We start from the raw sequence: 21,572 nt of genomic DNA on the forward strand, positions 1-21,572 counted from the left end.
GACGCGAAATACTATAACAAACTTCGCTGAAAAAAACTGTGTTGTGACAAATTTTTTTGATCTTGATAGGTTTTTTCAGGATTTGCCGTACCAAAAAGGTGATTATTTCCACTAAACAGGCTACAATTTACACACCCTTATTACTAAAGAGATGGAATATGCGTATTTTTAAAGCTGAAGTGTGGAATTTAGATCTTCTTTTACCGCTGTTTGAGCAATACCGCAACCATCTCGGCAGCCCTGCAAATCCTGAGCGAGCAAGGATATTCTTAAGCAACCGCATTCGTTTTAGTGAAAGTATTATTTTCTTAGTCTTAGATGAGCAAGAACGTGCAATAGGCTTTGCCCAGCTGTATCCTCACTGGTCATCAGTGCAATTGAGCCGTTATTGGCAGCTGAGTGATATTTTTGTTGCGCCTGATGTCAGCGAGGCCGACACATTGACACTGTTGCTGTCAAAATGTCGGGAGTTTGTGAAGTTTACACAAAGTCAGCGCTTAGCTCTCAATGCCATGAGCACACAACGCACATTTTGGGAAAGTTTAGGCTTTAAGCTAGACAGTACACGCCAGCGCTTTGAGCTGCGAGTGTAACCGCACTTTGGTCTGGTGCGGTTCAAGACCCAGGAGGCGTTAATCCAACCCCAGCACTTTGCGCCCGTTGACACTGGCAATGTTGATCATCGCTTCAATGTCCGGGAAGCGGCAACCGGCGGCGAGCAGGCTTAATTCTTGCCACATATCACCTTCACACAGCGGCACCATGTAGTCACAAATGTTATCAGTGCCAAGTGCCACGACAATGCCTTCAGGGATCATTTCATCCGCGGGTGTCAGCGCGTTGTGAAACGGCATTAAGTCTTCTTTGCGGTTAGAGTCAATCCATGCCATCGGGCAGGCGATCATCATCAGCTGGGCTTGGCGCATTTTCTCATACAATTGATAGCGATATTCTTTCGGGTGTGAGCCAATGGAAATGCCGTGAATGCCGACAACGCGCCCTTGCATCCCATGTTCAATGGTTTTATCACACAGCATTTCGGTTTCTTTCTCTTTCGGGGTGTTGAACTGATCCACATGCACGTGGCACATAATTCCGCGGGATTTGGCCGCCTCCATCAAAATGTCAAATGCCTCTGAGCCTTTGCCATAATTGAGTTCATCACGATAAGGCAAGCCACCGATCATATCCACCATATCCGCACCAATATCAAACCATTTGCGCGCAGTTGGCTCAATCACCCCTTTGAGGGTTTGGTTAGCAAATTTCAGTACAATGTCGTTTTTATACACTTCACGGGCACGATGGGCGGCGATGATAGCGCGATCTTCACACACGGGATCGATGTCCACAAAGGTGCCAAAAGCTGTTACCCCTTGCTGAATCATCATCTCAATCGCTTGGCAAAAGCGGGCATAGTAGTCTTCAATGCTCGATTGACGCTTGATTTCATCCACTAAATCCCATTTTTGTTGTAAATTACAGCGGCGATAAATGTCGATTTTATCTGGCGTCATAGTAAACGCGCGGTCAGCATGGGCATGGGCATTGACCCAACCACCTTGTTTAATGATTTCGTCGCGGATATAGGTGTTAAAAGTACGAACGTGTTGCATCGTTTACTCCGAGATTGTTGGCGTGGAAAGGGCAAATTTTGGGCAAAAAAAATCCTCAATAACTGAGGATCTTTGCCAATGGAAATAGTCAACAACACTATGACATAGTGGATGCGAAGAGTTCAAATGACGATATATTGCTTGCATAAACTAGTTCCTGATTGGCACTAGGGCGGTAGTATAAATTTTTTGCGCTAAGAAATAAAGCCTTTTGTGTTTATTTTAACCGCACTTTATGCAAAGTGCGGTCGCCTTATGCTAAGTGGCGCTTGACGTATGCCAACAGCGGGAAACACGGTAAAATCGCCAGCGCCATTGCCGAAAATGCCCACGCAGGGTTAATTTTGTATAGTCCGCCTGCGAGCAACATCAACAATGCCACGCTCAAGCAGCTACACACGCCTGAATACAGTGCTTGTAATTTAGGAATAATGCGGCTTGATTGCGCGGAAATGTAACGCACGGTGGCAAAATGGCAAATCGCAAAGGTGAACGCATGCAAGCATTGCAACAGCAAAAAGCCCAAGAAACTATCGACATACGCCATGCCTGCCCAGCGAATCACGGAAAACAGCGCTGAAATCGTTAAAAGTGCGGTCAGGGAGGTGGCTTTAAACAAGCGGCTAGCAAAGAAAAATAACATCACCTCCGCCGCCACGCTAATGCCCCACAACCAGCCAGTCAGCTCAACACTAATGCCTTGTTGCGCCCAATAAAGCACGCCGTAGGCATAATAAGCACCGTGCGCGCCTTGAATCAGCGCTAACACGGCCAACAACGCCACCAGTGGGCGGTTTTGAAAAATCCGTTTGTAGCTGGCTTCCTCGGCGACATTGCTGTCTTCAACTGGATTGCATGGCGCAATCGTTGGCGTAGCGTGCTGTGCGATGATATAAATCAGCAGCAGCGCACTCATCAACCACAACGTGTTCTCATCGCCCCACAACGCCAACACATAACCTGCCAGCAAATTGGCCGCGATAAATGACAGTGACCCCGTCAACCGCGCCTTGCCGTAATCCAGTGGCACGTGCTGCTGCCATGTGCCCGCCAGCGAGTCGGTCAACGGCACGCCCGCCCCGTAGACCATATTAAACAGTGCGATAAAAATAAACAGCAGCCATGCGCTTTGGGCACTGAAAATCATGCCCACCGTCAGCAACAAACTCAAATAGCCAATCGCGCGCAAGGTGGGTATCAAATGCGACGGCAATTTTACCCATTGGGAAAACAGCATGCTGCCGATAAAGCGAAATAAAAAGGCACTCGCCGCAATTAACCCTATCATCTCATCGCTATACTGTTGCGATTGCAGCCACACGGGCAAAAACGGCAAAAAGACGCCATAAGCAGCAAAATAGCCGATAAAACTAGCAATCAACCACGCAAAAGGGGAAAGTCTGATCACAGCTGTTGCTCCATCTCGCGCGCACGCGCACTCGCCTGCTGCATGCCTTGTGCAATAATCTCTGCCAAACCGCACTTTTCAAATTGCGCAATGGCCGCCGCCGTAGTACCCCCTTTAGAGGTCACCTGCGCACACAGCTCACCTAAGCTCAGTTGCGGATTTTCAATCACCATTTTCGCCGCACCAGCCATCGCCTGCTCAATCAGGGTGCGCGCGTGCGATTCATCCAACCCCATTTGCAAAAGTGCGGTTTGCATCGCCTCAAGCACATAGAAAAAATAAGCAGGGCTGGAGCCTGCTCCTGCAGTTACCACATTGATGTCATCTTCCTTATCTAGCCAACAAACACGCCCTACGGCGTCGAATATCGCCTGCGCAAGTGCTTTTTGCGCCGCACTGCAAGCGTCATTGGCAAACAAGCCTGTCATGCCCGCTTGCAACAACGCGGGCGTGTTAGGCATCGCGCGCACCACTGCGTTGGCACTGGGCAACAGCTGTTTAAGCCGTGCAATCGGCATGCCTGCGGCAATCGAAATCACCAGTTTTTGGGAAAAATCCAGCGGGCTTAGCACTTGGCAGGCCTGCGCCATCATCTGTGGCTTAACCGCCAGCACCACCACCTCGCCAAAACGCGCCGCGACGGCGTTGTCTTGTGTGGTGTGAATACCTAACGGTGAAAGTGCGGTCAATTTCGGCAAGCTAGGGTTGCTCGCCATCATGTGCGAACTCGCTACGCCTGCGCGCAACAGCCCTAACATTAAGGCGTTGCTCATATTTCCTGCGCCAATAAAGGCTATTTGGGTGTTTTCCATCGCTATCTTGAGAAAGAATCAGTACAATAGCGCTATTCTATCATTGACCGATAACGGAAAGATACAATGCAATGGTTTAAAAATGTGATGATTTATCGCTTAAGCAAAGAAATTGACTTAAGCGCACAAACCGTAGGCAAGGCGCTGCTTAGCCAAGCGTTTCATCCTTGTGGCAAGCATGATGTGAGCCATTTCGGCTGGCTTGCGCCGCTTACAGGCAGTGACGAGTTGCTTTTCGCTCATGTGGGGCGGCTTTTTTTGCTCGCCCAAAAAGAGGAAAAAATCCTGCCCACTGCGGTGGTGAAAAAGGCCTTTGAAGAGCGCCTATTCGTGCGCGAAGACCAAGAGCAGCGCAAGCTCAGCAAGGTGGAAAAACAAGCCTTGAAAGATGATGTAGTGCACGAGCTGCTGCCGCAAGCGTTTAGTAAACATCAACAAACCGCACTTTTTATTGACCCCGCCAGTGGCTTGATTTTTATTAATGCCGCCAGTGCCACCCGTGCAGAAGCCACTTTGGCGCTGCTGCGTAAATCGCTCGGCTCGCTGCCTGTGGTGCCGCTGACGTTTGTGGCAGACTTAAGTGCGGTGATGACCGATTGGATCGCCCATGACACCTTGCCTGAGTGGCTCAATACACTTGGCGAGGCGGAACTTGTCTCCAGCCGTGATGAATCGGTCATCCGCTGCAAGCAACAAGCACTTGATAGCGACGAAATGCACGCTCATTTTGATGCGGGCAAGCAGGTGAGTAAATTAGCGCTGGAATGGGAAGAAAGGTTAAGTGCGGTGCTCGCCAGTGACACCAGCCTCAAACGGGTAAAATTCAGCGACAGCCTGCGTGAGCAAAACGATGACATCGTCAAAGAAGACGTGCAGCAGCGTTTTGAAGCCGACTTTTTGTTAATGAGCGACACGTTGCTCTCATTCGTGCAAAAACTCGCCAACGATTTCGGCGGCATTCCAGAAAGCTAAGTTAGGCAATCTCGAGTCTGATCCCCAAGGCGTGCAGCAGCGCGCCTTCTTCTTTGAGTTCTTTTTCGGTCAGCGGGTTGCGCGCGAGGTAATTTGGCTCAAATTCTAGCCGCCATAAACCGCACTTTTCCGTTATTGTGAAGGAAAAACGCTCCGCTGGCTCCGTGGCTTGGCGCGAACGGTTGATGATGATCGCCAAGCGCAGCATCACCAACAGTGATACCACATCACGCTTGGCATAGCGCGCAGGAATGTTTAGCTCATTGAGGTTGACTGGTCCAATGTGAAAGCGCACTAATTGCGTGAGCAGGTGCTGTTGATGATAATCAAAGCCAGGCAAATCACTGTGCTCGATGATATAAGCCGAGTGCTTTTGCACCCCTTTGTGGTTGATACACAGCCCAATTTCGTGGATAAACGCGGCGCAAAATAAAATATTCAAAAGCTCTTCGGCTTGCTGTTCATTTGCCCAACAGGCGTATTTTTGCCCCAGCAGCATGGCGGTGTCGGTCACGCGCAGCGCTTGCGCTTGATCGACGGTGAAGTGCTCCATCAGGCTGTCAATGGTGCGCTCGCGAATGTTGTCCACCACAAAGGCCTTTTCCAGCCCATACATCACCCCTTCACGCAGCGCACCGTCGGAGTAGCGCATCTGTTCAATGCCATAATTTTCAAACAGCGCACTTAAAATCGCCAAGCCTGGCACAAACACGCTGGCGCGTTCAGCATTAAGCCCTTTGAGATTAATTTTTGAAAAATGATCCACCGCCAGCACCCGCTCAATCACAGTGGTCAAAATCTCGGCGGTGATGAGCCCACTGGGGTCAAAATTGGCCTGCACAATTTGGCTGACCGTTTTCACCGTGCCCGATGAGCCGAGTACCGTGTCCCACCCGATCGCACGATAAGGCGCGCTTAAATCCGCCATGCGTGAAAGTGCGGTTTGGCGGGCGCGCTCAAATTGCGCGCGGCTGATGGTACCATTGGGGAAAAATACCACTTCAAAACTCACGCAGCCCATGTTGCGACTATTGGCCAGCACTGGCTTAAAGCCATCACCGACAATCATTTCCGTCGAGCCACCACCGATATCGACCACCAATTTGCGCCCCGATTCTGGCTGGGTGTGGCACACGCCAGAGTAAATCAGCTTGGCTTCGTCCTCGCCTGAAATAATGTTGATAGGGTAAGGAAACACGGCTTTGGCAGCGGTTAGAAAATCCGCCTTATTCACCGCTTGCCTCAAGGTGTAGGTGCCGACCGTGCGGATATTCTCCGCAGGCAAACCTTGCAAGCGTTCAGCAAACAGCGCCAAGCACGCCACCCCGCGATCGATTGCCGCTTGGCTAAGGTGATTATTGTCGTCCAGCCCTTGCGCCAGCTGCACGCGCTGTTTCAGGCGAGAGAGCACTTGAATAGAACCATTGACAATGCGGGCAATAATCATATGAAAACTGTTTGAGCCAAGGTCAATGGCGGCAAATTCGCGCATGGGCGTGGCTGTCTCGCGGGTATTGTTCATGAGCACTCTTTAACAAAATTGACGTATCTTGCTAACATAATCGTTTTTGCTCACTAATTCAATGCTTTCAGCCGTAAATTTCTGTGAGACACTTCACAGAGGCGGCGATCAGAGGATGCCCTCCGCACTTTCACGTTTTTTTGTGTTAACATTTCCTCCATAGTTAACAAAATGGAGACAATATGGCGTGGGTATATTTGGTTATCGCGATTTTAAGCGAAGTGCTGGCAACATCATTTTTAAAATCGACACACGAGTTCACACGCTCTGTACCAACAGTGCTGGTACTAATGGGCTATGGCTTGTCGTTTTATTTTTTAACCCTAAGCCTGCGCTCGCTGCCTGTGGGCATTGCCTATGCCATTTGGGCAAGCCTTGGCATTGTGCTGGTCACCCTATTTGGCTGGCTGTTTTATCAGCAAAAATTAGACATCCCTGCAATGATTGGTATTGGATTGATAATCTCTGGCGTGCTGGTGATAAATTTGTTATCCAAAAGTGCGGTGCATTAAGCCGCATGAAAAAACCGCACTTTTAAGTGCGGTTTTTATTTTTTAACTTAATAAACATTATTCCAACGAATACCAGAACCTCCCCCCATATTTTGTAGGGAATTATTGATATTATTCAAAGAGCGGTTCATCTGTTGCATTTGATTATATTGATTCATTTGATTGTACATATTCATATTATTCTGATTTGTACGCTGAATTGTATTGTTTAATTCCGCCATGCTGTTATTGAGTGCTTGCATCTCAGCATATCTACGCTGTGCCTCCAATTCAGCATTACGCTGTGCAATGGCTCTTTGTTGCATTGCTTGCTGCTGCGCCAGCATTCGTTGCTGGGCTAAATAAGCTTGCCCTTGTGGAGTGGAATAAAATGCTTGACGTGCTTTTTCTTCTTTTTCCGCTTGGCGTTTTTGAGCGAGCTCTTTATTTTTTCTTTCTTTTATAGAAGTAGCAGCAAGCTTATTGAGTTCATTCCATCTCTTTTTAGCATCTGGACAGTTCTTATAATCTTTTAAAAGAAGTTTATCACCCGCTATCATAAAAAACCTATCCCGTAAATAATTAAATGAATTAGGGTCATTAATTATAATATTCGTTTTATAAGTTCCTATGGTATTGGTACTTGTTATAAAGAACATTCCAAATATAGCGGTGGCTTCCTTCTCACCTGTCTTCATATTAGAAATTAATTCCTGAGCCTGATTATAGGTTTTATTTTTAATTTTTGGATAAATGCACGCTAATCCATTATAATAAGCACCAAGTATAAAAAATGCTTCATTATCAGTTACCTTATACTTTGGCGCTGAAGAGTAATTCATAAAATTCGAGCCACAGCCAGTTAATAGCAGCGTAGTTAAACCTAATGTGATTGCCTTTTTCATCGTTTTGTCCTCGCATTAATTAAAGTGAAACGTTTGCTTTTCAGTATCCAATACAGCCTCTTTACCTACTTGTATAAGTGGAGATTTATTTCTAGGCAGCCTCAAATCAGGATCCCATAATATAGGATCATCTTGTTCCCGCATTTTCGTTATACAAATATCAACTTCTGCTTGTTGCTGTGGGTTGATTGCTCTAACATTGTCAAAGCAATACTCATTTAAGATTTTGCCATTAACTGCATTAAATATATTTTGATAAACATCCACTGTAACCTTTATCATAGCCATAGCGCACTCCAATAAAGAATTGATTGTTTTCCAAGGTTTGTTTGTTTTATCTGTAAAGATAAAACAACAAGGAGTATACTCCTTCGATTTAATAAATTTATTTATATATTAATGAGATAAAAGACATTAAAGCGAATATATGAGATATATTTGAAGAATTTAACGATACTTTTGTCAAGAGCGCAGAGATTGAAACGAGAAGATAATAAAAAAGTGCGGTCAATGACCGCACTTTATATTTTAAGCTTAACACCTACACATCATAAGTGGTTGATGCGGTGTCGCCGCCTTTGCCTGTCCAGTTGGTGTGGAAGAACTCACCGCGTGGTTGGTCAACGCGCTCGTAGGTGTGGGCGCCGAAGTAGTCACGTTGGGCTTGCAGCAAATTGGCTGGCAGTTGTGCGCTGGTGTAGCCGTCTAAGAAGGTGATAGCAGAGGCCATGCACGGCATTGGCAAACCGATTTCCACCGCTTTGGCGACTACTTTACGCCATGCACTCATTGAATTCTCAAGGATATTTTTGAAATAATCATCTGCGCCGAGGAATTGCAAGTCTGGGTTTTTGGCGTAAGCATCACGGATATTGCCCAAAAATGCGCTGCGGATAATGCAGCCTTCGCGCCATAAAAGTGCGGTTTGGCCGTAGTCTAAATCCCACTCAAATTGCTCTGAGGCCTCACGAATCAGCATAAAGCCTTGTGCATAAGAGATGATTTTAGACGCCAGCAACGCTTGGCGCACCGCGTCAATCCATTGCGCTTTGTCGCCGTCCACTTTGCCGAGTTGTTTGTTGAACAATTTTTGGTTTTCAACGCGCTGTTGTTTGAATGAAGACACGCAGCGGGCGAATACGGCTTCGGTGATCAGCGTCAATGGGATACCTAAATCTAAAGCATTAATGCCTGTCCATTTACCTGTACCTTTTTGGCCGGCAGTGTCGAGGATTTTTTCCACCAATGGCTCGCCATTGTCATCACGGTAGCCGAGAATGTCAGTGGTAATGTCGATAAGGTAGCTATCTAGCTCGGTAGATTTCCAGCTGCCAAAGACTTCGTGGAGCTCATCATAGCTCAAGCCTAAACCTTCGTGCAGGAATTGGTAGGCTTCGCAAATTAGTTGCATGTCGCCGTATTCAATGCCGTTGTGTACCATTTTGACAAAGTGTCCTGCACCGTTTTTGCCCACCCAGTCACAGCATGGCTCGCCTTCCTTGGTTTTAGCAGAGATAGCTTGCAAAATCGGTTTAACGTAAGGCCATGCCTCTGGGTTGCCGCCTGGCATGATAGAAGGCCCGAAACGCGCGCCCTCTTCACCGCCTGACACACCTGCACCGATAAAGCGAATGCCTTTTTCAGCGAGATCTTTAGTGCGGCGTGTGGTGTCTGGGTAGTTGGAGTTGCCACCGTCAATGATGATGTCGCCTTCGTCTAAATACGGCAGAAGGCTTTCAATAAATTTATCCACCACTTCACCGGCGCGTACCATTAACATCACTTTGCGTGGTTTTTCTAACTTGTCGGCGAGATCTTGCAGTGAATACGCGCCGATAATGTTGGTGCCTTTGGCAGCACCATTTAAAAAATCATCCACTTTACTGGTGGTGCGGTTGTAGGCGACGACCTTAAAGCCGTGGTCGTTCATGTTTAAAATCAGGTTTTGCCCCATCACGGCAAGGCCAATTACACCAATATCACCTTTCATACTATTATCCTTTTGTGTCATTAAATTAATTGAGTTGGAACGCCGCATCAGCGTCTAAATACCATTCCGTTGTGCCATTTTTCGCTTTAATACGCGCCGCTGGGTATGGCAGCTCGCTGCCTTCGCTTTGTTGAATTTCATGCAGCAAATCCGCTTTGCTTGCGCCGGTGACTAAGTATGTAATGCGTTTGGCGTTTTCAATCAATGGCGCGGATTTTGACACACGCCATTGCTGGCTTTGTGGCTGTTTGGCAACGATCGCAAGATCCTTTGTGTCAAAGTCAACTTGCAGTGGGAAGAGAGAGGCGGTGTGCCCGTCAGTGCCCATGCCGAGAATAATCCAGTCAAATTGTGGCATGCCGTTAGCACTTGGCACTTTCTCTTGCATTTCCTGCGCAAAGCGTTGTGCTTCAAGCTCTGGATCGTCTTCACCGTGGATACGATGGATATTGCTCGCAGGAATAATAATTTTATCAAGCAATAAGCGTTTCACTTCGCCGTAGTTGCTCTCTTCATCGTCAGGCGTCACGCAGCGCTCATCACCCCACCAAAAGTGCAAGTTAGCCCAATTGATGCTGTCGCGATAATCACTGGCTAAAGTTTTAAACAGTAATTTAGGGGTGCTGCCACCTGAGAGTGAAATGTTCACCACTCGCCCTTCTTGGCTATAGGCTTGCAGCTCTTGTGCGATTTTTTCAACCGCACTTTGTGCATTTTCAAATTTAATGTATTTCATATTACAACTCACAATATTCTGTATCGGTTAAGTTTTTGCATGGAAAACGCCAGCTTCTGCCTTTGATTTCCATCATTTCATCGGCCTCTTTCGGCCCCCAAGTGCCACAGGCATAGCCATACAGTTTCGGGTTGCCTGCTTTGTAATCTAAAATCGGCTGCACAAACTTCCAGCATGAGCGCACGGCATCACTGCGTGAGAACAAGGTGGCATCACCTTGCAGAGAATCAAGCAACAAGCGTTCATAAGGCCCGATAATATCAGCATCGGCCAAATCTTCATAATGGAAATCCATCGACACCTGTTTGGCGTGAAATCCTGCGCCAGGCTCTTTAAGCCCAAATTTCATTACAATACCTTCGTTTGGCTGAATGCGGATAATCAGCTTATTCTCTGGCGCAGATTGACGAAATACAGGATGCGGTGTTGATTTAAAGTGAATTACAATCTCCGTCACCCGTGTTGGCAAGCGTTTGCCTGTGCGCACATAAAACGGCACACCACTCCAACGCCAGTTGTCGATTTTGAGTTTCAATGCCATATAGGTTTCAGTGCGAGAGTCTTCTGCCACACCCTTTTCTTCACGATACCCTTTTTGGTATTCTCCACGCACTTTCGCGCCAGTGTACTGCCCAAGCACAAGATTTTTCTCTAAATCATCTTCGCTGATAGGGTGCAGGCTTTGCAGCACTTTTTGCACTTCATTACGCATTGATTCAGCATCAATGATCGCTGGGCTTTCCATCGCGATCAGCGCGAGCACTTGCAACAAGTGGTTTTGGAACATATCACGCATTGCGCCTGCACCATCATAATAACCACCGCGCTCTTCCACGCCGATGGACTCCGCGCCTGTGATTTCAACATAATCAATGTAGTTGCGGTTCCACAATGGCTCAAATAGGCCGTTAGAGAAGCGCAACACCAAAATATTTTGCACCGTTTCTTTGCCTAAATAGTGATCGATACGATAAATTTGCGACTCGTCAAAGTTTTTATGCAAACTTTCGTCAAGTTCAATAGCAGATTTAAGATCATAGCCGAATGGCTTTTCCACCACTAAACGTTTCCAGCCATGATCTTGCGAATTCAGACCATGTTTAGCCAAGCATTGCGGAATAACAGGGTATAAACTCGGCGGCGTGGAGAGATAAAACAGTGTGTTGCCACCTGTGTTATGCGCTTTTTCCAGCTCCGCTAACCGCACTTTGACTTTTTCGTATTCTTCTACTTTTGCGGTATCAATCGGCTCGTAATAAACGTGGGCAAAATAGGCATCAGCCTCTTGCTCGCTGCACTGCTTGCGCTCAATTAATAAGGCCTTTAATTTATCGCGAAATGCTTGATCGCTATATTCCGTACGGCTGACGCCCAAAATGGCGAAATCGTCGGATAAGCGACCACTTTTATAAAGATCATAAAGCGCAGGGATCAGTTTACGGTGAGTCAAATCACCAGAAGCACCAAAAATCACAATGGTGCTGTTTTCAGGTTTTTTCATTGTTTTAAATCCTTAAAAATATCAAAGTGCAGTTAGCGCTTAATTATTGTACTTTTTGCAAACGAATACTTACTCTGCAGTCTAAAAAATAACGGTGTAAAGTGTCAATCCCCCCTCGCCTATTGCTTTAATCGGCCGCAAAGCGTAACACCGCACGCCAATCGCTGTTTGCCGAACAACGCATCACAAAATCGGGGTTGATCAAACTCTCGCGCTGATTATAAGTTAACGCCTGACCGCGCAGATCGCAAATATCGCCGCCCATCTCGCGCAAAATGCACTCCAACGCCGCCGTATCCCACTCGCCAGTTTTACCTACGCGCAGGTAGCATTCACTTTCACCCGTGGCGACCATCACGCCTTTAATGCCACTGGAGCCACAGCGTTGAATGTCAACCTTCGCCTGTGGCTGCAAATACGGCTGTAAACGCGAAACGGCGCTGGTGTTGCCAATCACCAACCGCACTTTTTGCTCCGCTTGCAATGGACGAGGTGAAAGTGCGGTCAACACATCGCCACACAGGCGATAAGCGCCTGCACCGCGCATGGCATACACCAGTTGATCGCCCATTGGCGAATAAACCACACCCAAGCACGGCTGGTGATGTTGCACGAGGGCAATCAACACCGAAAATTGCCCCGTTTTGTCCAAAAATTGTTGCGTGCCATCAAGAGGGTCAACCAACCAATATTCAGCCCAATTTCGTCGCTCGGCAAAGGGAATGTCACAATTTTCTTCAGACAACACCGGCACACTGGGTGTTAAACGGGAAAGTGCGGTGCATAAAAATTCACTCACCGCCAAATCGGCAGCGGTCACGGGCGTGTTATCCGCTTTGATCTGCTCGGGCAAATCCTGCTGATAAAACGAACGCAGCATGCCGCCAGCTTGTTTGGCGATGGACATCACGCTGGCCAGCAATTGATCATTTAAACTGACCATTGCGCCTCCTTAAGAAAATCACGCAAAAGGTAAAGTGCGGTCAGATTGCGCGCCTCATTAAATTCCTCACGCGCAAGTAATTCATCAATTTGCGCCAGCGGCACGCGCACCAGCTCCAACGGCTGCGGCTCGTCGCCTACAAGCGTGGAAGGCGTTAAATCCCACGCCAAAAAAAGGTGCATGGGGCTGTTCATGTAGCCTGGGTTGGTGCTGAGTGTGCGCAAAAACCGCACTTTGGCAGGCTTAAATCCGATTTCTTCTTGAAGCTCACGCACCGCACTTTGCTCAGGCGTTTCGCCCTCGTCAATCCGCCCTTTCACAAAGCCCAACTCATAGCGCTCAGTACCCACAGAATATTCATTCACTAAAAGCAGATCCGAGCCGTCAATGGCCAACACGGTGACTGCGCCACGCAGGCTGGGGCGCAGGCGCTCGTAGGTGGCACACGCGCCATTGGCAAAGCGCAAATCCACCGCTTGCACGCAAAACAGCCGCGTTTTTGCTAATTCTCGAACCTCAAGAATCGCTGGGTTTGGGTACTTCTTGGCCATAATGCCCCCTTATTTTACAAAGTGCTAGCATAACGATACCATAGCAGGCAATAAAAACAATAAAAGAGACGCATTCCTATGTTGAAAAATTGTGACTGGGCGGCCATCGACACCGTGATTTTTGACCTTGATGGCACGTTGATTGATCTGGCGCTGGATTATACCTTTTGGAAATCCGTTGTGCCCCAAGCCTACAGCGCCACTCACGCCGTGCCCGATGCCGCCAGCCAGCAGCTGCTCAAAGCGCACTATGACCGCATTGAACACGCCATGCAGTGGTATGATGTGGATTATTGGGCCGACACGCTGCAATTGCCCATTCGCGAGATGCTGCACCAACATGTGCAAAAACTTAAAGTGCGGTCAAATACAGAAAAACTACTCTCCACACTCAAACGCATGGGTAAGCAACTGATTTTACTAACCGATTCTCACCCCTATAGCCTACAAGAAAAACTTGCCCAGTGTAATCTTGAGCCTTATTTTGAGCTCATTTTATCATCCCATGAATTTCAGCACCCAAAAATGACCGATGCGCTTTGGCAGGCGCTTTTTTCCGCCTATGCCATCACACCTGACCGCACTTTATTGATTGATGATATGCAGCAAGTGCTCGATTGCGCCCGCGCCAATGGCATTGGGCATACGTTAGCGGTGCGCACGCCGAACTCTCTGACAGAAGAAAAGCATTTCATCGGCCATGACAGCATCGCCGATTTTGCGCAATTGTTGAACTAATGCCCCGTTTTTGAGATAGCACCGATGAGATTATCATGACTATCTCAGAGGGCATTTCCCACGCCACCTCGACATTCAAGCCTAGTCATAAAAGAACAAAGTGCGCTATCATAATGCTTTCAAGGAGGCATTATGCACACAACCGAGCAAACCAGCAGTGTACGGCTAGACAAATGGCTATGGGCGGCGCGCTTTTACAAAACCCGCAGCCTCGCCCGCGAGATGATTGACGGCGGCAAGGTGCATTATAACGGCCAGCGCAGCAAGCCGAGCAAAATCGTAGAAGTGGGAGCAATCATCAAATTACGCCAAGGTCTCGATGAAAAAGAAGTGATTGTGCTTGCCTTGAGCGGCAAACGCAGCGGCGCGAGTGTGGCGCAAACGCTTTATCAAGAAACCGTACAAAGCCTTGAAAAGCGCGAAGCCCTCGCTATTGCGCGCAAGAATAATGCCCTTGCCATGCCACACCCAGAGCGTCGCCCGAATAAAAAAGAGCGGCGTGATTTGCTGAAATTTAAATATCAAAACTGACCTTGCAATCGCGCAATTTGACGCCATATAAGCACAAAGGCAAAACAAAAGGCAAACTATGACAACCATTGATACACAAGATAACGACAGCTTATATCGATTTTTATTTCAAGACCGTGCCGTGCGCGGTGAATGGGTGCGGCTCAACCGCACTTTTAGTGACACACTCAATACGCACAACTACCCCACCGCCGTGCGCAATTTGCTCGGCGAAATGATGGTGGCGACCGCACTTTTAACCGCCACCTTAAAATTTGAAGGCGAGATCACCGTGCAAATTCGTGGCGACGGGGCGCTGAAATTGGCGCTGATTAACGGCGATGATCAATTGCAACTGCGCGCACTCGCCCGCTGTGAGGACGACATTCCCGACAATGCCACCCTCAAAGAGATGGTGGGCAATGCCGTGTTGCTGATTGCCATTAATCCAACCCAAGGCGAGCGCTATCAAGGCATTGTAGAGCTAGGCAAGCCAACCGTAAGTGAGTGCTTACAAGATTATTTTGAGCGCTCCGAGCAGCTGCAAACCGCACTTTGCATTAAAACGGGGGAAGTTAACGGCCAAGCCGTTGCTGCGGGCATGTTATTGCAAGTGATGCCCGATGGCATCGGAGAGCAAGACGATTTACAACACCTGCAAGTGCTGATGGAAACCGCCAAGGCCGAGGAGCTTTTCGGCCTTAGCGCGGCAGAGATGCTCTATCGCCTCTATCACGAAGAAGAGGTGGAGTTGTTCCCGAAAAGTGCGGTGCGCTTTCACTGCGGCTGCTCGCAAGAGCGTTCAGGTGGCGCATTGCTGTTGCTCAGTGATGCGGAAATTGATGACATTTTGGCAGAACATAACGGCAGCATTGATATGCGCTGTGAATGTTGCGGCACGCATTACTATTTTAATAAAGACACCATTACTCAAATGAAACAGCAGCACTAGCAAAAACCCCGCACAATGCGGGGTTTTATTTTTTATAAAAAATTCGCAACCAAGTTCTCATACTTTGATCTAGCTAACAGTTTTACAAAAAATTTTGCCGTAGAATGTCACTATTATTTGGTATTTAATCTTCAACTAACGAGGTAATTATGAGCAGTGTAGAACAAGTCGTTAAAGACTTAGCAAAATTGGGTATTCACGACGTTAAAGAAGTGGTGTACAACCCAAGTTATGACCAACTTTTTGCCGAAGAAACCAAAGACGGTTTAGAAGGCTTTGAAAAAGGCCAAGTGACCGAACTTGGCGCAGTGAATGTCAAAACTGGCGTTTATACTGGCCGTTCACCAAAAGATAAATTCTTCGTCAAAGACGAAACCACTGAAAACACCATTTGGTGGACATCAGACGAATACAAAAACGACAACAAACCCGTCAGTAAAGAGACTTGGAAAGAAGTGAAAAAACTCGCCACTGAAGAGTTGAGCAATAAACGTTTGTTCGTGGTGGATGCGTTTTGTGGTGCGAACGAAAGCACTCGCTTGAAACTGCGTTTCGTGATGGAAGTGGCATGGCAAGCCCACTTTGTGACCAATATGTTCATTCGCCCAACCAAAGAAGAATTGGCGAACTTTGGCGAGCCAGATTTCGTGATCATGAACGCTTCAAAAGCGAAAGTGACCAACTATAAAGAATTGGGCTTGAACTCTGAAACTGCCGTGGTGTTTAACTTGACTGAAAAAGTGCAAGTAATCTTAAACACTTGGTATGGCGGGGAAATGAAAAAAGGTATGTTCTCTTACATGAACTACCTGCTACCACTCAACGGCATGGCATCAATGCACTGCTCGGCTAACACCAGCAAAGATGGCAAAGAAACTGCTATCTTCTTCGGCCTTTCAGGCACAGGTAAAACCACCCTTTCAACCGACCCTAAACGTTTGTTAATTGGTGACGATGAACATGGCTGGGATGATGACGGTATCTTTAACTTCGAAGGTGGTTGCTATGCGAAAGTCATCAATCTATCAAAAGAAAACGAGCCAGACATCTACAACGCCATCAAACGCGATGCCTTGCTTGAAAACGTGACTGTGGATGAAAACGGCAAAATTGACTTCACCGACAAGAGCGTGACTGAAAACACCCGTGTGTCTTACCCAATCTATCACATTGAAAACATTGTGAAACCTGTGTCTAAAGCAGGGCACGCAAATAAAGTGATCTTCTTGTCTGCTGATGCCTTTGGTGTGTTGCCACCTGTATCAATCTTGACACCTGAGCAAACTAAATACTACTTCCTCTCTGGCTTCACCGCCAAATTGGCTGGCACAGAACGTGGCGTAACCGAGCCAACCCCAACCTTCTCAGCGTGTTTCGGCGCGGCTTTCTTGAGCTTGCACCCAACTAAATATGCTGAAGAATTGGTGAAAAAAATGGAAGCTACTGGTGCGAAAGCATATCTTGTTAACACTGGCTGGAACGGCAGCGGCAAACGTATCTCCATTAAAGATACCCGCGGCATCATCGATGCAATTTTAGATGGCTCAATCGACAAGGCCGAAACCAAAAATATCCCAATTTTTGATTTCAAAGTGCCAACCGCATTGCCAGGTGTTGACCCAGCAATCCTTGACCCTCGCGACACTTATGCCGACAAAGCAGAGTGGACTAAACGCGCTGAAGACTTGGCAGACCGTTTCGTGAAAAACTTCTCGAAATACACTGGCAACGAAGCAGGCAAAGCGTTGGTCAGCGCAGGCCCTAAAAAATAATCACACATAGCTGTTCTCCAACCGCACTTTGCATAAAGTGCGGTTTTTTTTGCGCGTCGAAAAATGAACGTGTACAATCCTAGCATCAATAATTCTTATTTTTATTCGAGGTTTTTATGACCGCACTTTGCTCTCGCAATCAACTCAGTGGTCAGCATACGCTGCTCACCTGTCCTTTAAACCAATTTCAACTGATTGATATTAAAGGTGACGATGCGCAAAAATTCCTGCAAGGACAGCTGACATGTGATGTCAACAAGCTTGCCCCAGGCGAAAACACCCTGTGCGCTCACTGTGACCCCAAAGGCAAAGTATGGGCGGTCTATTGGCTGGTGAAATTCAACGAGCAGCATTTTGCACTGATAGTGAGAAAGGCCTTACAACCAAAGGCATTACAAGAGTTAAAAAAATACGCCGTGTTCTCCAAAGTGACCTTCAATGAACGTGAAGCAGCACTTTTTGGGCTGGCTGGTAGTGATGCCGCGCAGGCACTGAGCGCCTACCTGGACGCCCCCAATAGTGAGATACCGATGACTCAACACGGCGAGCTGGTATGCTGTTTTCTCGCCTGCCCGCAACCGCGCTTTTTGCTGATTGCACCACTTGGAAGCGTGGATATTGCCTTTACCCATGATGAAACGCTGTGGGACGTGCTTGATCAGCAAGATGGCATACCCGTGCTCTCAAGTGTGAGCCAAAATGAATTTATCCCACAAGCATTAAATTTACAGCATTTAGGCCGCGCAATTTCATTCCAAAAAGGCTGCTATATAGGGCAAGAAACGGTAGCGCGCGCCAAATACCGTGGTGCGAATAAACGCGCACTCTTCACGCTCACGACGCAAAGCCCATTACAGGTGGAGCTTGGTGGTAGCGTTGAGCTTGCACTTGAGCAAAACTGGCGCAAAACAGGTCACATTATCAGCCACGTCACGTACGATAGTACAAGCTATATGCAAGTCGTACTCGCAAAAGACACTCAACCCACTTCTAAAATGCGCTTAGGCGATGTACCACTAAGCTTGCTAGCACTGCCTTTTGAACTCAACGACGAATAAGAAAAAGGCCTCAACTTAATCTGTACCCCAAGAGTTGGACTAAGCAACCAACTAATTGAGGTGCAGATTTTTTATGACCAAATACATAAAATTCGCGCTTTGGCTTGTCAGCATTTTCAAGTGGCTAGAACAACATTAGATTAGACTACATTTTCAAATGTATATTTTTGTGTCATGAGATTCTATAAAAGCGGAATATTCTTTTATATTAAATAGCTATAAAAACTTTCTATTTCCCTATACTATAGGATATAATTTTATTGATTAATTTCTATATTTATTCCATTTTTTACAAATATTACCAAATCTATAACAGTATTTATAACTAGCATTAAACCTATATCCTTTTTGATATAGACAAGCGCCATCAAGATCATCCGATTTAGCTTGTTCTTCAGGATCAATAGGTATTTCTAATCCACCTATATTTTTTGTTTTAAATGGTGCTAGTGATTGAGCATAGCAATACTGAACAATTTCTGCAGTAGGAACAGTGTTGTTATCTTTATGAACCCATATATCTTCTCTCCAAAAAGAAGAATACGGCGGATGCCAGACCCATAAACAGCCACTCATACAGAATACTAAATATATAAAAGTAATTTTTTTAATCATTTATCTTCCTCAATAACATTAAAACTTCTTATTCCATTCTGGTGAATTTTATTAAGAATATCTAAAGTATTTCTCCATTCACCAGCAGAATCTTTATTATTTTTATCATAAATGAAATTCAAATTATTAATATTTTGGTTAGCCTCAGAATGAGCTTCTAAAATAGATATTTGTGCTTTATTAGGTACTGCATTAGGATTATTTCCTATCATTCCTATCCCTAACGTTCTTAAGAAAGGCATGCCCGAGTAAACCGCATCACCTTCTACGCCAATATATTTTGTTCTAACACGCTTAAATAATGCTTTAGATTGTTCATGGATTTCATTTGAAGGGTATGAACCACTCAGAGGCATTCACCATTTTGTATCAAAATCTAGCCTCATATAATTTTTATAAGCGCTATGTTCCTCACTATTATGATAACAGTATACAATAAAGTGCCTAACTGTTAATGATCATGCAAAGCATGTCAAGAAAAGGAAATTGTCTGGATAGTGACGCAATGGAAAGTTTCTTTGGGAGATTGAAAACGGAGTGTTACTTCAGCAAACGTTTTGAGACGCATTTGAACAACTTGAAAAACTATTCATGAGTACATTTATTACCACAATAATGAACGTATTCAGATTAAACGAAAAGGACTAAGTCCTGTTCAATACAGAACTCAGCCCTTGAATTAAGTCAGTCTAACTTTTTAGGGTCAAATCAACTAGGTTTTTTTTATTGAGGCTAAATTTACGCCTTAACCGCACTTTTGATAAACGTCAGCAGTTCATCTTTGGCAATCATTAATTTTTCACCGCTACGGCGGTGTTTGTATTCAATCTCGCCATTGTTGAGGTTTTTCTCGCCAATCACAATCATATGCGGAATACCGATCAACTCCATGTCGGCAAACATCACGCCTGGGCGCTCTTTGCGGTCATCAAACAGCACTTCAATGCCCTGGGCTACTAAAGTGCGGTAGAGTTCTTCCGCATACGCCTGCACGGCTGGAGATTTGTGCATATTCATTGGCACAATCGCCACCTGGAACGGCGCTAACGCATCTGTCCAAATAATGCCGCGCTCATCGTGGTTTTGCTCGATCGCAGCCGCCACCACACGGCTCACGCCAATGCCATAGCAGCCCATAACCATCGTTTGTGGACGGCCATCTTCCCCTTGCACGGTGGCGTTCATCGCTTTGGAATATTTTTCACCGAGCTGGAAGATGTGGCCAACTTCAATCCCGCGTTTGATTTGCAGCACGCCTTTGCCACATGGGCTTGGGTCGCCTTCCACTACATTACGAAAATCCGCCACCTCAGGCTCTGGCAAATCACGCACCCAGTTGATACCAAAATAGTGCTTACCGTCGATATTCGCACCAGCAGTAAAATCACTCATTGTAGCGACACTGCGGTCAACAATAATCGGCAGTGATAAATTCACCGGCCCTAACGAGCCGACACCTGCGCCAATCGCGGCTTTAATTTCAGTCTCATCGGCAAACGTGAGCGGCGCGCCCACTTGTGGCAGTTTTTCCGCTTTCACTTCGTTGAGTTCGTGATCGCCACGCACCATCAGTGCGACCAAACCGCACTTGCCGTTTTCGTCTGCCACGCCACGCACAATCAAGGTTTTCACCGTTTTTTCAATTGGCAGATCGAACTGTTCAACCAATTGCGCAATGGTTTTTGCATTCGGCGTGTCCACCAAACGCATGTCCTCACTTGCTTCACCGCGCTCACCCAGCGCAAGGGCTTCCGCCAGCTCAATGTTGGCGGCATAATCCGACTCGGTTGAAAAGACAATATCATCTTCACCGCTGGCAGCCAGCACCTGGAATTCATGGGAAGCACTGCCCCCAATAGACCCCGTATCCGCTTGCACAGGACGGAAATCCAGCCCTAATCGATTGAAAATATTGCAATACGTTTGATACATCACATCATAGGTTTCTTGCAAACTTTCTTTGCTGATGTGGAACGAGTAGGCGTCTTTCATCAAAAACTCGCGTGAGCGCATCACACCAAAGCGTGGGCGCACTTCATCACGGAATTTGGTTTGAATTTGATACAAATTGATCGGCAGCTGTTTGTAGCTGGTCAACTCACGGCGCGCGAGATCGGTAATCACCTCTTCGTGGGTTGGGCCAAGCACAAAGTCGCGATCGCCACGATCTTTAATACGCAACAGCTCAGGGCCGTATTGCTCCCAACGGCCCGATTCTTGCCACAAATCCGCTGGCTGCACCACGGGCATTGACACTTCAATGGCACCACTTTTATTCATTTCTTCACGCACCACACGTTCTGCTTTTTGCAACACGCGCAGCCCTGTTGGCAACCAAGTGTAAAGCCCCGCCGCCAATTTGCGCACCATACCTGCACGCAACATTAACTGAATGCTAACAATTTCTGCATCATTGGGCGTTTCTTTTAAGGTTGATAAGAGATAATTGCTTGTTCGCATAGATTTATTCCAATGGTAAA

General features: G+C 46.7%; 22 protein-coding genes and 1 pseudogene. 9 read left to right on the forward strand and 14 right to left on the reverse strand.

What is annotated here, in order from left to right:
• Positions 1–158 precede the first annotated feature (158 nt).
• On the forward strand, positions 159–593 hold the full coding sequence (locus HPC38_RS09300; protein ID WP_208121004.1) for a GNAT family N-acetyltransferase: 435 nt from the start codon (positions 159–161) through the stop codon (positions 591–593).
• A gap of 39 nt (positions 594–632) precedes the next feature.
• On the opposite strand, the gene HPC38_RS09305 is transcribed toward HPC38_RS09300, so the two are convergent.
• The 3 genes from HPC38_RS09305 to proC form a co-directional block, all read right to left on the reverse strand.
• A complete protein-coding gene (locus tag HPC38_RS09305) occupies positions 633–1,616 on the reverse strand; it encodes an amidohydrolase family protein (protein WP_208121005.1) in 984 nt (327 codons plus the stop codon).
• A gap of 253 nt (positions 1,617–1,869) precedes the next feature.
• Entirely contained in the window at positions 1,870–3,024 is a 1,155-nt protein-coding gene (locus tag HPC38_RS09310) for a 3-phenylpropionate MFS transporter (RefSeq protein WP_208121006.1), read from the reverse strand.
• On the reverse strand, positions 3,021–3,836 hold the full coding sequence (gene proC, locus HPC38_RS09315; RefSeq protein ID WP_208121007.1) for a pyrroline-5-carboxylate reductase: 816 nt from the start codon (positions 3,834–3,836) through the stop codon (positions 3,021–3,023). The genes HPC38_RS09310 and proC overlap by 4 nt, the downstream gene beginning before the upstream one ends.
• A 66-nt stretch (positions 3,837–3,902) precedes the next feature.
• On the opposite strand from proC, the gene rdgC reads away from it, so the two are divergent.
• On the forward strand, positions 3,903–4,808 hold the full coding sequence (rdgC, locus tag HPC38_RS09320; protein ID WP_208121008.1) for a recombination-associated protein RdgC: 906 nt from the start codon (positions 3,903–3,905) through the stop codon (positions 4,806–4,808).
• Between the two features lies 1 nt (position 4,809).
• Here the strand turns inward: rdgC and ppx are convergent, their stop codons facing one another.
• A complete protein-coding gene (gene ppx / locus HPC38_RS09325; protein WP_208121009.1) occupies positions 4,810–6,330 on the reverse strand; it encodes an exopolyphosphatase in 1,521 nt (506 codons plus the stop codon).
• A 182-nt stretch (positions 6,331–6,512) separates the two neighbouring features.
• On the opposite strand from ppx, the gene HPC38_RS09330 reads away from it, so the two are divergent.
• Entirely contained in the window at positions 6,513–6,842 is a 330-nt protein-coding gene (locus HPC38_RS09330; RefSeq protein WP_208121010.1) for a DMT family transporter, read from the forward strand.
• Between the two features lie 47 nt (positions 6,843–6,889).
• Here the strand turns inward: HPC38_RS09330 and HPC38_RS09335 are convergent, their stop codons facing one another.
• The 7 genes from HPC38_RS09335 to nudE form a co-directional block, all read right to left on the reverse strand.
• Positions 6,890–7,726 carry a hypothetical protein gene (locus HPC38_RS09335; RefSeq protein WP_208121011.1) on the reverse strand — a complete coding sequence of 279 codons (837 nt, stop codon included), beginning with the start codon at positions 7,724–7,726 and terminating at the stop codon, positions 6,890–6,892.
• Between the two features lie 15 nt (positions 7,727–7,741).
• A complete protein-coding gene (locus HPC38_RS09340; protein WP_208121012.1) occupies positions 7,742–8,014 on the reverse strand; it encodes a hypothetical protein in 273 nt (90 codons plus the stop codon).
• A 253-nt stretch (positions 8,015–8,267) separates the two neighbouring features.
• On the reverse strand, positions 8,268–9,737 hold the full coding sequence (gene gnd, locus HPC38_RS09345) for a decarboxylating NADP(+)-dependent phosphogluconate dehydrogenase (protein ID WP_208121013.1): 1,470 nt from the start codon (positions 9,735–9,737) through the stop codon (positions 8,268–8,270).
• A 4-nt stretch (positions 9,738–9,741) separates the two neighbouring features.
• A complete protein-coding gene (gene pgl, locus HPC38_RS09350) occupies positions 9,742–10,452 on the reverse strand; it encodes a 6-phosphogluconolactonase (protein ID WP_208121014.1) in 711 nt (236 codons plus the stop codon).
• Between the two features lies 1 nt (position 10,453).
• The gene (zwf, locus tag HPC38_RS09355) at positions 10,454–11,953 is read right to left on the reverse strand and encodes a glucose-6-phosphate dehydrogenase (protein ID WP_208121015.1); all 1,500 of its coding nucleotides are present in this window, start codon (positions 11,951–11,953) and stop codon (positions 10,454–10,456) included.
• 127 nt (positions 11,954–12,080) lie between these two features.
• Positions 12,081–12,896 (reverse strand): 3'(2'),5'-bisphosphate nucleotidase CysQ, encoded by an 816-nt coding sequence (cysQ, locus tag HPC38_RS09360; RefSeq protein WP_208121016.1) that lies wholly within the window; start codon positions 12,894–12,896, stop codon positions 12,081–12,083.
• A complete protein-coding gene (gene nudE, locus HPC38_RS09365) occupies positions 12,884–13,447 on the reverse strand; it encodes an ADP compounds hydrolase NudE (protein WP_208121017.1) in 564 nt (187 codons plus the stop codon). Before nudE ends, cysQ begins: the two co-directional genes overlap by 13 nt.
• A 78-nt stretch (positions 13,448–13,525) precedes the next feature.
• Between nudE and yrfG the strand changes: the two genes are divergently transcribed.
• From yrfG to ygfZ, 5 genes are all read left to right on the forward strand, one after another.
• On the forward strand, positions 13,526–14,185 hold the full coding sequence (yrfG, locus tag HPC38_RS09370; RefSeq protein ID WP_208121018.1) for a GMP/IMP nucleotidase: 660 nt from the start codon (positions 13,526–13,528) through the stop codon (positions 14,183–14,185).
• A gap of 132 nt (positions 14,186–14,317) precedes the next feature.
• Positions 14,318–14,716: a ribosome-associated heat shock protein Hsp15 gene (gene hslR, locus HPC38_RS09375; RefSeq protein WP_208121019.1), complete on the forward strand. Its 399-nt coding sequence runs from the start codon at positions 14,318–14,320 to the stop codon at positions 14,714–14,716.
• Positions 14,717–14,774: 58 nt separating this feature from the next.
• Positions 14,775–15,647, forward strand: a complete 873-nt coding sequence (hslO, locus tag HPC38_RS09380) for an Hsp33 family molecular chaperone HslO (RefSeq protein WP_208121020.1) — start codon at positions 14,775–14,777, stop codon at positions 15,645–15,647.
• Between the two features lie 149 nt (positions 15,648–15,796).
• The gene (gene pckA, locus HPC38_RS09385) at positions 15,797–17,419 is read left to right on the forward strand and encodes a phosphoenolpyruvate carboxykinase (ATP) (protein WP_208121021.1); all 1,623 of its coding nucleotides are present in this window, start codon (positions 15,797–15,799) and stop codon (positions 17,417–17,419) included.
• A 116-nt stretch (positions 17,420–17,535) separates the two neighbouring features.
• Complete coding sequence (ygfZ, locus tag HPC38_RS09390; protein ID WP_208121022.1) at positions 17,536–18,477, forward strand: tRNA-modifying protein YgfZ; 942 nt, start codon at positions 17,536–17,538, stop codon at positions 18,475–18,477.
• A gap of 264 nt (positions 18,478–18,741) precedes the next feature.
• Here ygfZ and HPC38_RS09395 read toward each other — a convergent pair whose 3' ends face one another.
• Both HPC38_RS09395 and HPC38_RS09400 read right to left on the reverse strand, forming a co-directional pair.
• Positions 18,742–19,092, reverse strand: a complete 351-nt coding sequence (locus HPC38_RS09395) for a hypothetical protein (protein ID WP_208121023.1) — start codon at positions 19,090–19,092, stop codon at positions 18,742–18,744.
• Positions 19,089–19,448: a hypothetical protein gene (locus tag HPC38_RS09400; RefSeq protein WP_208121024.1), complete on the reverse strand. Its 360-nt coding sequence runs from the start codon at positions 19,446–19,448 to the stop codon at positions 19,089–19,091. Before HPC38_RS09400 ends, HPC38_RS09395 begins: the two co-directional genes overlap by 4 nt.
• A gap of 101 nt (positions 19,449–19,549) precedes the next feature.
• Between HPC38_RS09400 and HPC38_RS09405 the strand changes: the two are divergent.
• Positions 19,550–19,775 (forward strand): annotated as a pseudogene (locus tag HPC38_RS09405) (IS3 family transposase); the annotation flags it as partial.
• A gap of 55 nt (positions 19,776–19,830) precedes the next feature.
• Here the strand turns inward: HPC38_RS09405 and proS are convergent.
• On the reverse strand, positions 19,831–21,552 hold the full coding sequence (gene proS, locus HPC38_RS09410) for a proline--tRNA ligase (RefSeq protein ID WP_208121025.1): 1,722 nt from the start codon (positions 21,550–21,552) through the stop codon (positions 19,831–19,833).
• Between the last annotated feature and the right edge of the window lie 20 nt (positions 21,553–21,572).

It is taken from the genome of Spirabiliibacterium pneumoniae (assembly GCF_014884995.1).
GTDB lineage: Bacteria > Pseudomonadota > Gammaproteobacteria > Enterobacterales > Pasteurellaceae > Spirabiliibacterium > Spirabiliibacterium pneumoniae.

Bases quoted from the DNA above. Each gene is read 5' to 3' on its own strand.
- zwf (WP_208121015.1), bottom strand. From the start codon at position 11,953: ATGAAAAAACCTGAAAACAGCACCATTGTGATTTTTGGTGCTTCTGGT.
- HPC38_RS09340 (WP_208121012.1), bottom strand. From the start codon at position 8,014: ATGGCTATGATAAAGGTTACAGTGGATGTTTATCAAAATATATTTAAT.
- pckA (WP_208121021.1), top strand. From the start codon at position 15,797: ATGAGCAGTGTAGAACAAGTCGTTAAAGACTTAGCAAAATTGGGTATT.
- HPC38_RS09305 (WP_208121005.1), bottom strand. From the start codon at position 1,616: ATGCAACACGTTCGTACTTTTAACACCTATATCCGCGACGAAATCATT.
- hslR (WP_208121019.1), top strand. From the start codon at position 14,318: ATGCACACAACCGAGCAAACCAGCAGTGTACGGCTAGACAAATGGCTA.
- proS (WP_208121025.1), bottom strand. From the start codon at position 21,552: ATGCGAACAAGCAATTATCTCTTATCAACCTTAAAAGAAACGCCCAAT.
- nudE (WP_208121017.1), bottom strand. From the start codon at position 13,447: ATGGCCAAGAAGTACCCAAACCCAGCGATTCTTGAGGTTCGAGAATTA.
- ygfZ (WP_208121022.1), top strand. From the start codon at position 17,536: ATGACCGCACTTTGCTCTCGCAATCAACTCAGTGGTCAGCATACGCTG.
- ppx (WP_208121009.1), bottom strand. From the start codon at position 6,330: ATGAACAATACCCGCGAGACAGCCACGCCCATGCGCGAATTTGCCGCC.
- pgl (WP_208121014.1), bottom strand. From the start codon at position 10,452: ATGAAATACATTAAATTTGAAAATGCACAAAGTGCGGTTGAAAAAATC.
- HPC38_RS09400 (WP_208121024.1), bottom strand. From the start codon at position 19,448: ATGCCTCTGAGTGGTTCATACCCTTCAAATGAAATCCATGAACAATCT.
- gnd (WP_208121013.1), bottom strand. From the start codon at position 9,737: ATGACACAAAAGGATAATAGTATGAAAGGTGATATTGGTGTAATTGGC.
- HPC38_RS09395 (WP_208121023.1), bottom strand. From the start codon at position 19,092: ATGATTAAAAAAATTACTTTTATATATTTAGTATTCTGTATGAGTGGC.
- hslO (WP_208121020.1), top strand. From the start codon at position 14,775: ATGACAACCATTGATACACAAGATAACGACAGCTTATATCGATTTTTA.
- HPC38_RS09330 (WP_208121010.1), top strand. From the start codon at position 6,513: ATGGCGTGGGTATATTTGGTTATCGCGATTTTAAGCGAAGTGCTGGCA.
- HPC38_RS09300 (WP_208121004.1), top strand. From the start codon at position 159: ATGCGTATTTTTAAAGCTGAAGTGTGGAATTTAGATCTTCTTTTACCG.
- yrfG (WP_208121018.1), top strand. From the start codon at position 13,526: ATGTTGAAAAATTGTGACTGGGCGGCCATCGACACCGTGATTTTTGAC.
- cysQ (WP_208121016.1), bottom strand. From the start codon at position 12,896: ATGGTCAGTTTAAATGATCAATTGCTGGCCAGCGTGATGTCCATCGCC.
- HPC38_RS09335 (WP_208121011.1), bottom strand. From the start codon at position 7,726: ATGAAAAAGGCAATCACATTAGGTTTAACTACGCTGCTATTAACTGGC.
- proC (WP_208121007.1), bottom strand. From the start codon at position 3,836: ATGGAAAACACCCAAATAGCCTTTATTGGCGCAGGAAATATGAGCAAC.
- rdgC (WP_208121008.1), top strand. From the start codon at position 3,903: ATGCAATGGTTTAAAAATGTGATGATTTATCGCTTAAGCAAAGAAATT.